An 11,584-nucleotide genomic window follows, 5' to 3' on the forward strand; every position below is an offset into this window, starting at 1 on the left:
AACCTATTTCTCATGAAAAAGTGATGATGCAGGGACGCGAATATATTTCCAGGCACTGGAGTCTGTGGCTGCTGGGCAGTCTGTTTACTTTATTCGTCATTCTGTCGAGTTTGTGGCTCAGCCTGATGCTTTGGGTGCATCAACCTATTGGAAAAATCGGCAGCTTGATGCTGATTGGACTCTGGCTGACCTTTGCACTGGTCGTTCTCGGGATTTATTTCACCCGGCATCTGATCTCCCGCCAAGTCGATAGCGTTCTTTATCTTCTAGCCTTTTTGTTTTGTCTGCTCGGATATTTTAGTCTGGAAGCGCGTCAGGATCGGGAATGGAATCCTGAAGTTGCCCAGCTTCTGCATTATGAGCAGCAAGGCGATCAGGTCACTTTGTACAATATCCGCAACTTTGACTGGCAGGCCGATGGTCGCTATATCGAACGCTGGGAAAGCCGTAGTTTTGACCTGAATCAGATTACTGGCGTGAACATCATTACTTCCTACTGGATGGGGCCTAAAATTGCCCATACCTTGGTCAGCTTCGATTTTGCCAATCAAAAGCCACTCACCTTCTCGATTGAAATCCGCAAGGAAAAGAATGAAGAATTTTCAGCAATTGGTGGCTTTTTCCGAAAATATGAACTGAGTCTGGTTGCATCAGACGAAAAGGATATTGTTTATACCCGCAGCAATGTCCGTGGTGAACAGGTCTATTTTTTCCCGGTAAAGATGCCGCAAGCTCAGGCTAAAGCGCTATTCAAGGAATATCTGCGTCAGGCCGATGAACTGGCACAAAAGCCAAAATGGTACAATACCCTGACCAGTAATTGCACCACACTGGTCTTTGATATGGTTCAGGCGGTATCGCAACAACAGCTACCCTCAGATTACCGGTTGCTGGCCTCCGGCTATTTACCAAATTATCTCTATGACCTGAAAGTACTGGAACAGTCTTGGGATATGCGCACCTGGTATCAACGCGCGCATGTCAATCCACGGGTAGAACAGACCGCTAATCTCTCCAGTCAGGACTATTCAAGACTCATGCGACAAGGTCTACCGAAACCAGACATGCGATAACTGTGTAGCAAATCCACTTCAATAAAGATACAAAATCAACTGGAACCTTGATCATTTTTTTGTTTATATACAAATAGCTAGTCAATGATCAGAGTATCTCTCATGCTAAAAAAATTAACTGCAATCGCGATTTTAGGCTCGGTTTTAACGGTCATGGGCTGCGAAACTGTGCCTAATACAGCCACGACACAAACCGCGAATCATTTACAACTTTTGCAAAATCGTACCTGGATTGCGACCCAGATTGGCAATACTGAAATCAAGACTGCGCCAACCGCACGCAATGTTCCGAGTCTGCAATTTGATGCCAGTACCCAGCGCGTTTCAGGTTCAGATAGCTGTAACCGGATTATGGGCAGCTACACAGCAGCGAAAGATACGCTGACCCTGAGCCAGATGGCCACTACCCGTATGGCCTGTATGAACAACGATCAGCTTGATCAGAAATTTAATGAAGCTTTAGCCAAAGTGACGCATTATCAGGTATTTGCTAAAACCTTAAAATTACTGGATCGCCATGGGAATCTCTTGATCCAGCTAGAAAGTGCTGCTCAGCCGCGTTAATACATCCCTACAAAAAGCCTGTATGGACAGGCTTTTTTATCTTTCATACTGATGAGCTGGAATTTAACCATCAGCCCAATTGAGTTATTTAATTGAATGAGGAATCAACCATGCAACAGGCACTTTTCGGTGGGGGATGCTTTTGGTGTACTGAAGCCGTATTTTTACAGATCCAAGGGGTTCAGCAGGTCGTCAGCGGTTATGCAGGTGGTCATACGACTGAGCCAAACTATGATGATGTCTGCGGAGGCAATACCGGCCATGCCGAAGTCATTCTGATCGATTTCGATGAAAACCAGGTTAACTATACCCAGTTGCTTGATGTATTTTTTGCGACCCATGATCCAACCACATTAAACCGTCAGGGCAATGATGTCGGCACCCAGTACCGTTCTGTGATTTATTATCTGAATGATGAACAGCAGCAACAGGCGCAGCAGGCAATCGATGCTCTGAAAGCCGATGGCATCAATGTGGTGACTGAACTAAGCCCTGCTCCAACTTTCTATCCGGCGGAAGACTATCATCAAAACTTCTTTGCCAAGAACCCGACCCAGGGCTATTGCAATTTTGCCATTCCGCCAAAATTGAATAAATTACGCAGCAAATTTACGACCCTATTAAAAACCCATTAAGATTCACGAAAAATGGGCATAAAAAAAGCGACTGCAATCAGTCGCTTTTTTACTCTCAGAATCTTAGTTATCGGTTGCAAAAGCAATATCGCTGAGTCCGGCTCCACTCGCACGCGACATGACTTGCGCCACCGAGTCATAACGTGATTCTTTATCCGCTTTCAACACAATGGTCGGCTGACGTTCAGCTTGGCCCGCTTCATTAAAACGGGTTTCAAGCTGTTCCAGCGTCAGTACATCGCCATTCCAGGCAATGTCACCTTCGGCATTGATGCTGATCGTGACATTCTCAGGCGGCAGATCGATAATCTCCGCAGTGGTTTGTGGCAAGGTTAATGGAATTGATGGGTTCGCAACGGTCGCTGTCACCAGAAAGATGATCATCAATACCAACATAATGTCGATGAGGGGAATGAGGTTCATCTCATTCATGCCTACATCGTTGTCTTCACCCAGTTGAAAAGCCATTAAGCTTGACCTCCCACGAAACTCTGTTGTGTTACTTTTTCATCAGGCTTTTTTGCAGCAGATTCCTGTTGCAGCATGGTATCAATTAACAGACCGTGTGCCTGATCCTGTAACTCATGAGCCAAGCCACGATTAGCACGTACACAGATGTTATAAGCCAGTACCGCAGGAATCGCGACTGCTAGACCTAAGCCAGTCATAATCAATGCTTCACCGACTGGGGTTGCCACTTGTGCCAGACCAGCCTGACCACTTTTACCAACCGCAACCAGCGCATGAAAGATACCCCATACCGTACCGAACAAACCGACAAATGGAGAGATCGATGCGATAGTACCCAGAACTGATACACCTTTTTCGGCATTGGCTTTTTCTGCTGAAATCTGGCGTAACAGCGCCTGTTCTGCCACTGCCTTACGCTGTTCAAAGCCCAAAGGAGCCAGTTTGGTTTTCAGTTGTTCCAATGCTTTAGATAACTGAGCATAGGCAATCTGTTTCAGTTGGCGAGTGCCCATCAAACGCAGCACAAAAATGGTCCATGTCGCAATCGACATTGCCAATAACACGAAATACAGTGTTTTACTGACTGCATCAGCGTGTTGCCAATAAACTGAAAAGTTCATATTCGAACTCCTAATGGGTGAGCCGTTATTTAACCTGAAAATCGAAAGGCTGTTCCACGCGGGTTGGATAAGCCACACCATTTTCAACATATTTAGTGAGTTGTGCACGACGTACCGCGGCTTCTACTTTGCGCGTTACTGCCGGGCTACAACTTGAATTTCGTGCAGTCGCAGAGACCACTTTACCCTGCTCATTCGCTGAAACGTCTACTACCAGTGAACAGGCTGATTTTAATTCACCTGCAGAGAGTGAGACTTTTGGTGAACGCTGCCAAGACACGCCCCCACCAATTAATACACTTTTCGGAGATGGCGGCGCAGCAGGTGCTGGCGGTGCCACAGGCGCAGGTGGCGCGACCGGAGCAGGTGCCGGTTTAACTTTAGTTTCAGTGACCACTGTCGGCACGACCGGACTTGGAGTTGGTTTTGCTTCAACTGGTGGTGCTTTGACTACTTTTGGTGCTTCAGCCTTTTTCACCTGCTCGATTTTTTCTACTTTTTTCGGTGGTGGTGGCAGCGGTTTATCGACAATTTTGACTTCTTTAGGCTTAGGCGGCTCTTTTTGTGGCTCGGCCTTCGGTTTTGGCGGTAAAGGTTTTGGCGCTTCCTGGAGTTTCACAAAGCGCACTTTTAAGGGTTGCTTATCAATGGGTGTCAGCTCAGGTGCTTTCATCTGGCTGATCGCATATAACACACCCACATGCCCAACCAGTACAGCCGCCACGATAGAGATGACTTTCTTTTTCATCTGATTCGGCGGTGTAGGCATTTGGGGCGCAGCAACTTGACTCATTAAATCTATTACCTTGAGGAGATGATGTGGAACAAACTATCAAGCTCATCGGTTAGCACAATTAAAGTATGCCAATAATAAATGAGAAGTGTTTTCATTTGCAACCGCTAATCCTACCTTTGACTGACTTTTTTTGCATCAAAACAAAAAAGGCACACTAAAAGTATGCCTTTTTAAAACTCAATGCAAGTCTTATTGGAACACGACAGTCTTGTTGCCATCGACAATAATACGGTCTTCCAAATGCCATTTTACCGCACGGGCCAATACATTACGTTCTACGTCCTGACCGAGTTCACGTAACTGCTCAACAGTAAAGTCATGGTTCACGCGCTCCACATCCTGCTCAATAATCGGACCTTGATCCAGATCAGCAGTCACATAGTGCGCAGTTGCACCGATCAGCTTCACGCCTTTTTCATAGGCCTGTTTGTACGGATTGGCACCTACAAAAGCCGGCAGGAAAGAATGGTGAATGTTGATCACTTTCATTTCCCACTTGCTGACAAATTCTTCATCCAGAATCTGCATATAACGCGCCAGCACCAGTAAGTCATTGCCCTGCATCAACTGGTCGATTTCTGCATAAGCTTCAGGTTTGTTGTCTTTGGTCACCGGCACAACTTCGAATGGAATGCCAAAATTTTCAACTGCTTCGCGTAAAGTCTCGTGATTCGATACTACTTTGGTAATTTCACAAGGCAGACCACCACGCGCATGACGCCATAACAGCTCAAGCAAGGCATGATCGACTTTAGACACCAGAATACCGACTTTTTTCACATCACTGACCAGAGCCAGACGCCATTGCATGCCATAGCGTTCTGCCACATTCGCTGCAAAAGTCTGGATAATACTTTCTTTACGACTTTGAAGATTATCTAATTCAAATTCAACGCGCATGAAGTAACGTCCGCCCTGCGCTGCTGTCGCATATTGGTCAAGCGCAGTAATGTTGGCACCTTGATGATACAAGAAGCTCGAAACAGCCTGCACGATGCCCGGCTTGTCTTCACAAGTAATCAATAAACGTGCGGTGTTAGCAGTCGTCATATTCATGTTGGTTTAAGTCACTAATCAGTTAAATTAAAAATAAGCCGAGTATTCTAGCGCGTTTCTTGGATATTCTGAATAGTTTGTTCAGATTCAGAATCTTTAGATGACGACAGGCTGGCAAAAAGTTCCGAAGAGCCCAAACTACTCAATAAACCTTCATAGGTTTGACGACTTTCACCACGTAAATACGCCCCTTCCAGGAATACCATTTGACGGAGTGCCTGCCAGACCCATTTTTCTTCCAGCGTATTGGAATCGGTTAAATGACCTGACATATACAGGAAGTTGGTCCAGTTGGTCAGTACAATCCACAGGTTAATGATCAGGGCTTCAATTTCTGAATCGGTCATGTCCATCAGGCCTGCATTAACAAAGCCTTTATAAATTTTCTGGCCCTGCTGCATCACCTGTCCGGCAAAGCGTGGATACATCTTGCGAAAATCTTCGTTATTTTCTACCAGATGATACACATCACGATGCAGGAAACGGTAAGCCCATAACTGGCTACTCAGCACCTGAAAATAATGCACCTTATCATTGGCATCCAGTGCACGGTCATCCGGCAGCGCCAGCATTTCCAGGGTCTGATGCTGGTACTGTTCCATCAATTCTTTAATAATTTCATTTTTATTGCGGAAATGATAATACAGGTTACCCGGGCTCATGCCGAGTTCAGCCGCAATGTGATTGGTGGTTACCGATCGTTCGCCACGCTCGTTAAACAGCTGCAAACTGAGCTGCAAGATACGCTCTTTAGTTTTTAAGGTTTTGGTTTGGGACATCCTAAAATAACCATTCAGTTCATGCATTAGCAGGCTAACACACAAAGTCACTTGACTAATTAGAGTATTTGCTCTAAAAATTAATTAATCGATTTTTGAATAATGGTAGTGCGGCATGAACAGTCACACAAAAACAACATCAATGACACCACATTTTTTTGATAGCCAATATCTGAATGAAGTCTTGGCGCAACAAAAACACGCTTACTTACACTACCCTCTGCCGACTGCAAAGGAACGTATCGATCGTTTAGCTCGACTTAAGCGTATCTTAGTTAAGTATCAAGATCAATTTGCTGATGCAATTAATCAGGACTATGGTAACCGTTCCATTGGGGAAACCAAGATTGGTGAACTGCTCACCTGTCTGGAACATATCAAATATTACAGCAAAAACCTGACCCGATGGATGAAACCTTCCAAGCGTCATGTCGGCATTATTCATCAGCCGGCCAAAGCCTGGGTGCAATATCAGCCTTTAGGCGTAGTCGGAATTATCGCACCTTGGAACTATCCGCTGTTATTGTCGATTGGCCCTTTGATTTGCGCACTGGCGGCCGGCAACCATGCCATGATCAAAATTTCCAGTGCATCCGCTGCTTTTGGTGAAGTTCTGGAAAAAGCCCTGGCTGAAGCCTTCCCTAAAGAATTGGTCGCTGTAGTGAATGGTGGCGGTGTGATTTCAGATGCTTTCTGTCGTTTGCCTTTCGATAAACTGATTTTCACCGGCTCAACTGCGGTCGGTAAAACCGTCATGGCAGCCGCTGCCGAAAATCTGGTTCCGGTGATTCTGGAACTAGGCGGTAAATCGCCGGTACTGGTGCATCCATCAATTGATCTACGTGATGTTGCGCAGCGGATTGCGGTGGGCAAACTCTGGAATGCCGGTCAGACCTGTGTAGCGCCAGATTATATGTTCCTGCCTCGTGGCAAGACGGCTGAGTTTATTGACCATTTTAAAGCCTGTGTCGAAAGCATGTATCCGGATATCACCCATAATCAGGATTACACCTCGATTATCAATGACAAACAATATAACCGTCTGCAAGGTTATCTGGATGATGCTCGCGAACAGGGTGCGCAAGTTATTGAAATTAATCCACGCAGTGAAAACTCGGCTGATCTGCGCAAGATTGCACCGACCATCGTGACCAATGTCACCCCGATGATGCAGATCATGCAGCATGAAATCTTTGGCCCGCTGTTACCGATCATGGAATATGATCAAATTGACGATGTCATCGACTTTATTAATAGCCGTCCACGCCCACTTGCTTTATACTACTTCGACTTTGATCAGGCGCGTGCCGATTATGTCGCACAGCGTACCCATTCAGGGCATTTCGGGCAAAATACGGTACTGACCCATGTTGCGCAGGACGATCTACCATTTGGGGGTGTCGGTGCATCAGGTATGGGTAAATATCATGGCCCAGAAGGCTTCTTCAGTTTGTCGCATGAACGCTCAGTAATGTCGAATCCAAAGCTGTATAGCTTGAAATACATTCTGCCACCGTTCAATAAACCGATTCACAAGCTGATTTCGAAGACACTTCTCCGCTAAATGATCAAGGCATGAGCTATCGATATAGTTCGTGCCGCGTTTTGACGAAAATCGCTTGTCTTTTAAGCGCATTTTTGATATAAAACGCCCCTTGAATGATTTCAATCCGTTTATTTTTGACTGGCCATACAGATTTGCTGTTGGCTAAATCAATGGAGTTACACCATGTCTAAGGTTTGCCAAGTTACCGGCAAGCGTCCAGTCGTTGGTAACAACGTCTCACACGCCAACAACAAAACTAAGCGCCGGTTCGAGCCGAACCTGCACCACCACCGTTTCTGGTTAGAAAGCGAAAAACGTTTTGTACGTCTTCGTTTAACCACTAAAGGTATGCGTATTATCGACAAATTGGGCATTGAAAAGGTTGTTGCTGACCTACGTGCTCAAGGTCAAAAGATCTAAGGAGTCTGAACCATGCGTGATAAAATTCGCTTAGTTTCTTCAGCTGGTACAGGTTATTTCTATACCACGACTAAGAACAAACGTACTATGCCGGAAAAAATGGAAATCAAAAAATTTGATCCAAAAATCCGTCAACACGTAATCTTCAAAGAAGCTAAAATCAAATAATTTTAGTTTCTTTAAAAAAACGACCTTTGCGGGTCGTTTTTTTTTGCACTTTTTTTATCCAGATTGATAAACTTTCTGCATGTTTTGGCACTTTTTGTGCTTATTTCCCAACAAACCTAGCTAAAGGAGTATTTAGTGCCACATGACGTAGAGCTCATTATATTACTGGCTGTTGGTTTTGGCTTAGCTTTGGTCTTTGGCTATCTCGCTGCACGGCTACGTCTCCCCCCTCTGATCGGCTATCTTATTGCCGGCATTCTGATTAGTCCCCACACGCCCGGTGTGGTCGGTGATATTCATCTGGCCAACCAGTTGGCAGAATTAGGCGTCATGTTCCTGATGTTTGGCGTCGGAATGCATTTTTCCCTAAACGATCTGATGCAGGTACGCCGGATTGCCCTGCCTGGTGCGATTTTACAGATTGCAGTTGCCACCTTGCTCGGAGTCGGAGTTTCGATGCTGTGGGGCTGGAGCTTTGGTTCAGCGCTGGTCTTCGGCCTAAGCCTGTCCTGTGCCAGTACCGTGGTTCTACTCAAAGCCCTTGGTGATCGTGGCCTGCTCGATTCGATCAATGGCCGGATTGCTGTTGGCTGGTTGCTGGTCGAAGATCTGGTTATGGTCTTGGCGCTGGTACTGTTACCTGCCACTGCGGTACTTTTAGGTGGGCAGGCGCTGGAAGGCGCAAGCGATGAGAATATCTGGCTTACCTTAGGGATTACCCTGCTCAAAGTCGCAGGCTTTATTGCCTTCATGCTGATTATTGGTAAACGCTTGATTCCGATGATCATACAGGTGGTGGCACGTCTGGGTTCACGTGAGCTGTTTACCTTAACAGTGGTGGCTGCTGCCGTCTCGATTGCCTTTGGTGCCTATAAGATCTTTGGCGTGTCGATGGCACTGGGTGCTTTCTTTGCCGGGATGGTGGTGAAAGAATCTGATTTCAGTCATCGTGCCGAAAAAGAAACCTTGCCACTGCGTGAAATTTTCTCGATTTTATTCTTTGTCTCCGTCGGCATGCTGTTTGATCCGCGCATCCTGCTGGAACAGCCTTTACATGTACTGGCCGTGGTCGGGATTATCATGATTGGTAAAACTATTGCCGCGATGGCACTGGTGCTGTTCTTCCGTTATCCGATCAATACCGCTTTGACCGTCGGTGCTTCTCTGGCACAGATTGGTGAGTTCTCCTTTATTTTGGCTGCACTCGGTGTTTCGCTCAACCTGCTTTCGCTGGAAGGTCAAAACCTGATTCTGGCAGGTGCCTTGATTTCGATTACGCTTAACTCCTTTATCTTTTCCGCGATTGAGCCGGTACAGAAATGGATTCGGGAACGCTCGACCCTGGCCCGCTTACTGGAGCGCAGTGGTGACCCTCTGGCGATGTTACCCGATGAAGTCTCACAGGATTACCTGCGCGATCAGGTGGTCATTATTGGTCATGGTGAGGTCGGGCGTCGCATTACCCGCTCATTGATGGAAGAAAACATCAAGGTGGTCATTGCCGAAGAAAACCGTGACATCGTCGAAAACCTACGAGAAAAAGGCATTGCTGCGGTTTCTGGTGCAGCCACTGAAGCCGGGGTCCTGATTCAGGCACATATTCAGCATGCGCGCTTACTGGTCATCTCCCCTATGGATATCATCGATATTCATAAAATCGTCGATATTGCCAAGACCTTGAATCCACAAATTCAGGTACTGGTCTGTGCGGAAAGCAAGGAAGAAGCTGAAGCCATTCGTCGGGATAATGTCGGTGCGGTTTATTATGCCAAAGAAGAAATGGCAAAAAATATGAGCAATCATATTTTGAACCAGATTGAGATCGCGCATCAGCATACGCCTTCTCATTAAAGTTTTTCTTTGAATAAACGCCAAATAAAAAAGTTGCCGGATCTGGCAACTTTTTTTATGGACATCAATATATCTCTGAGCCAAAGATTTTATTAACACACTGGCTTCAGACTGCTCACGACTTAAATTTTAAAATACTGATTTTTCATCTTCATTTCAAATGAACGTTTTTATGGTACTTAAAATCTGCCTAATTTAATAACCTATAAAACTCAAAAAGCACACCGATAGTGTGCTTTCTAAATAAATTTCAACGATTAACTCATATACTTTGGTTCTTCATCCACAACTTCAGCCTGCCACTCATTGACCTGCTGTTCCAGCAAACCATAGAGTGCTGCCTGAATCATCTGTTGCGCAATCACGGGCGTCTGCTCTCCAAGTAGAGCTTTCACCTCATCATTAAATTGAATCATTACCAAAGGCTGTTTATGTGAGCCTGCATTGCGTAGAGCCAACGCGCCACCTTCAAGTTGAACGAGTTCTAAAATCGCGTCTTGATTACCAAATAAATCTTTCAACTGTTCTATAGACATATATCCTCCATGTTCAACATGGTGGCAAAGCACCGGGTGCACTTTGCATCATTAGAGTAATTGATATAGGGTTAAAAATTGCATTTTCAAGTACAGCCGATCCGATTAAAATTCAATCATCTCATTACGAAAACCATCAATTAATTGGGTCAGGTCACGATGCCACTCTCTCAATATAGCAGTATCAGGTAACCATGCTTGTGGAGACTGTGTGACTTTAATGATGAGATTTGAGGAGGTTTCGTCTTCAGGTTCTGGGGTACTTGGTTCGGGCGCATACTGGCACAGACGGTAAGCACGTTTCAGTTCAGCAATGAAACCGCTCTTGGATAAATGTTGCAGCACCGCCACTTCCGGCGAAATCTGGCCTTTGGCCGCCATCAGTTCTTCGATCGATTTTAGCGTCGGATGAGGATCATTCAGGCGATAGTAACGCACCAGTTCCTGTAAAAATGCTAACAAAGCACCATGCAAATGAAACACAGTTGCTTCACGTTGTGCCTGAGCCTGTTGTACATGTTCAGTTTGCTCTGCTTGCTGGCAGGATAGACGGGCGAAATACAGTTTTTGATTGGTACGGTCCGCATGATAGCGAGCAACACGGGTCATCGAGATTTCCTAAGGTTTAAAACAAATTTTGGCTTTTATAAAGTAAAAGGTTCGCCTGCATTTCGCAATCAAAAGATGTTTAGACTGAATCCATCCAGCACTGAAATTCAGAGCATTGAGCTCACTAATTAAGTACAGCGATAATAAATTTCAGCCATAAAAAAGGAGCCTATCAAGTGCTCCTTTTTTGAGTTTAAGCCTGAGGCTTATCTTCTGTGGCTTTCACGCGGATCCCATGTCCGTGCAGGCGTAAAGTATTCAGGCCTTTAATGGCTTTGACTGCTTCACGGCCATGTGGCATTTCTACAAAAGCAAAACCTTTTGATTTGCCTGTTGCTGCATCAAGCACCAAAGTACAGGTCTCCACTGTGCCATATTCCTGGAACAGTTTCAGTAATTCGGCTTCTGTGACCGTACGTTCTAAATTACGAACTAAAATTTTCATCTTACAACCTTAAGA

15 protein-coding genes are annotated in these 11,584 nt (G+C 45.5%); 7 read left to right on the forward strand and 8 right to left on the reverse strand.

Going from position 1 to position 11,584, the window contains the following annotated elements; all coding sequences use genetic code 11:
- Nucleotides 1-23: 23 nt before the first annotated feature.
- The 3 genes from ACTL4S_RS00770 to msrA all read left to right on the forward strand — a co-directional run bounded on the left by ACTL4S_RS00770 (nucleotide 24) and on the right by msrA (nucleotide 2,272).
- Nucleotides 24-1,073: an Lnb N-terminal periplasmic domain-containing protein gene (locus ACTL4S_RS00770; protein WP_224216927.1), complete on the forward strand. Its 1,050-nt coding sequence runs from the start codon at nucleotides 24-26 to the stop codon at nucleotides 1,071-1,073.
- A gap of 102 nt (nucleotides 1,074-1,175) precedes the next feature.
- On the forward strand, nucleotides 1,176-1,637 hold the full coding sequence (locus ACTL4S_RS00775) for an META domain-containing protein (RefSeq protein ID WP_005267490.1): 462 nt from the start codon (nucleotides 1,176-1,178) through the stop codon (nucleotides 1,635-1,637).
- Nucleotides 1,638-1,747: 110 nt separating this feature from the next.
- Nucleotides 1,748-2,272, forward strand: coding sequence for a peptide-methionine (S)-S-oxide reductase MsrA (msrA, locus tag ACTL4S_RS00780; protein WP_005267491.1), 525 nt, complete (start codon nucleotides 1,748-1,750; stop codon nucleotides 2,270-2,272).
- Nucleotides 2,273-2,335: 63 nt separating this feature from the next.
- Here the strand turns inward: msrA and ACTL4S_RS00785 are convergent, their stop codons facing one another.
- The 5 genes from ACTL4S_RS00785 to ACTL4S_RS00805 all read right to left on the reverse strand — a co-directional run bounded on the left by ACTL4S_RS00785 (nucleotide 2,336) and on the right by ACTL4S_RS00805 (nucleotide 5,994).
- Complete coding sequence (locus ACTL4S_RS00785; RefSeq protein ID WP_004278434.1) at nucleotides 2,336-2,740, reverse strand: ExbD/TolR family protein; 405 nt, start codon at nucleotides 2,738-2,740, stop codon at nucleotides 2,336-2,338.
- Nucleotides 2,740-3,363, reverse strand: coding sequence for a MotA/TolQ/ExbB proton channel family protein (locus ACTL4S_RS00790; RefSeq protein ID WP_004278435.1), 624 nt, complete (start codon nucleotides 3,361-3,363; stop codon nucleotides 2,740-2,742). Before ACTL4S_RS00790 ends, ACTL4S_RS00785 begins: the two co-directional genes overlap by 1 nt.
- Nucleotides 3,364-3,388: 25 nt before the next feature.
- Nucleotides 3,389-4,156 carry an energy transducer TonB gene (locus tag ACTL4S_RS00795; protein WP_441298550.1) on the reverse strand — a complete coding sequence of 256 codons (768 nt, stop codon included), beginning with the start codon at nucleotides 4,154-4,156 and terminating at the stop codon, nucleotides 3,389-3,391.
- 192 nt (nucleotides 4,157-4,348) lie between these two features.
- Nucleotides 4,349-5,215: a formyltetrahydrofolate deformylase gene (gene purU, locus ACTL4S_RS00800; RefSeq protein WP_004647410.1), complete on the reverse strand. Its 867-nt coding sequence runs from the start codon at nucleotides 5,213-5,215 to the stop codon at nucleotides 4,349-4,351.
- A gap of 47 nt (nucleotides 5,216-5,262) precedes the next feature.
- Nucleotides 5,263-5,994 carry a TetR/AcrR family transcriptional regulator gene (locus tag ACTL4S_RS00805; RefSeq protein WP_034437998.1) on the reverse strand — a complete coding sequence of 244 codons (732 nt, stop codon included), beginning with the start codon at nucleotides 5,992-5,994 and terminating at the stop codon, nucleotides 5,263-5,265.
- Between the two features lie 115 nt (nucleotides 5,995-6,109).
- Here ACTL4S_RS00805 and ACTL4S_RS00810 point away from each other — a divergent pair, with 115 nt between their 5' ends.
- The 4 genes from ACTL4S_RS00810 to ACTL4S_RS00825 all read left to right on the forward strand — a co-directional run bounded on the left by ACTL4S_RS00810 (nucleotide 6,110) and on the right by ACTL4S_RS00825 (nucleotide 9,979).
- On the forward strand, nucleotides 6,110-7,558 hold the full coding sequence (locus tag ACTL4S_RS00810) for a coniferyl aldehyde dehydrogenase (protein WP_005261753.1): 1,449 nt from the start codon (nucleotides 6,110-6,112) through the stop codon (nucleotides 7,556-7,558).
- Between the two features lie 165 nt (nucleotides 7,559-7,723).
- Entirely contained in the window at nucleotides 7,724-7,960 is a 237-nt protein-coding gene (rpmB, locus tag ACTL4S_RS00815) for a 50S ribosomal protein L28 (protein WP_000048256.1), read from the forward strand.
- A 12-nt stretch (nucleotides 7,961-7,972) separates the two neighbouring features.
- Nucleotides 7,973-8,128, forward strand: a complete 156-nt coding sequence (gene rpmG / locus ACTL4S_RS00820) for a 50S ribosomal protein L33 (RefSeq protein WP_001205031.1) — start codon at nucleotides 7,973-7,975, stop codon at nucleotides 8,126-8,128.
- Nucleotides 8,129-8,263: 135 nt separating this feature from the next.
- Nucleotides 8,264-9,979 carry a cation:proton antiporter gene (locus ACTL4S_RS00825; protein ID WP_441298551.1) on the forward strand — a complete coding sequence of 572 codons (1,716 nt, stop codon included), beginning with the start codon at nucleotides 8,264-8,266 and terminating at the stop codon, nucleotides 9,977-9,979.
- A gap of 257 nt (nucleotides 9,980-10,236) precedes the next feature.
- Here ACTL4S_RS00825 and ACTL4S_RS00830 read toward each other — a convergent pair whose 3' ends face one another.
- The 3 genes from ACTL4S_RS00830 to ACTL4S_RS00840 all read right to left on the reverse strand — a co-directional run bounded on the left by ACTL4S_RS00830 (nucleotide 10,237) and on the right by ACTL4S_RS00840 (nucleotide 11,569).
- Nucleotides 10,237-10,515, reverse strand: a complete 279-nt coding sequence (locus ACTL4S_RS00830) for a hypothetical protein (protein ID WP_004278462.1) — start codon at nucleotides 10,513-10,515, stop codon at nucleotides 10,237-10,239.
- Nucleotides 10,516-10,620: 105 nt separating this feature from the next.
- On the reverse strand, nucleotides 10,621-11,124 hold the full coding sequence (locus ACTL4S_RS00835) for a DUF6586 family protein (RefSeq protein ID WP_004278463.1): 504 nt from the start codon (nucleotides 11,122-11,124) through the stop codon (nucleotides 10,621-10,623).
- A 193-nt stretch (nucleotides 11,125-11,317) separates the two neighbouring features.
- Nucleotides 11,318-11,569, reverse strand: coding sequence for an RNA recognition motif domain-containing protein (locus tag ACTL4S_RS00840; protein WP_005103025.1), 252 nt, complete (start codon nucleotides 11,567-11,569; stop codon nucleotides 11,318-11,320).
- Between the last annotated feature and the right edge of the window lie 15 nt (nucleotides 11,570-11,584).

Origin of the sequence: Acinetobacter lwoffii (genome assembly GCF_052078135.1) — a bacterium.
GTDB lineage: Bacteria > Pseudomonadota > Gammaproteobacteria > Pseudomonadales > Moraxellaceae > Acinetobacter > Acinetobacter lwoffii_Z.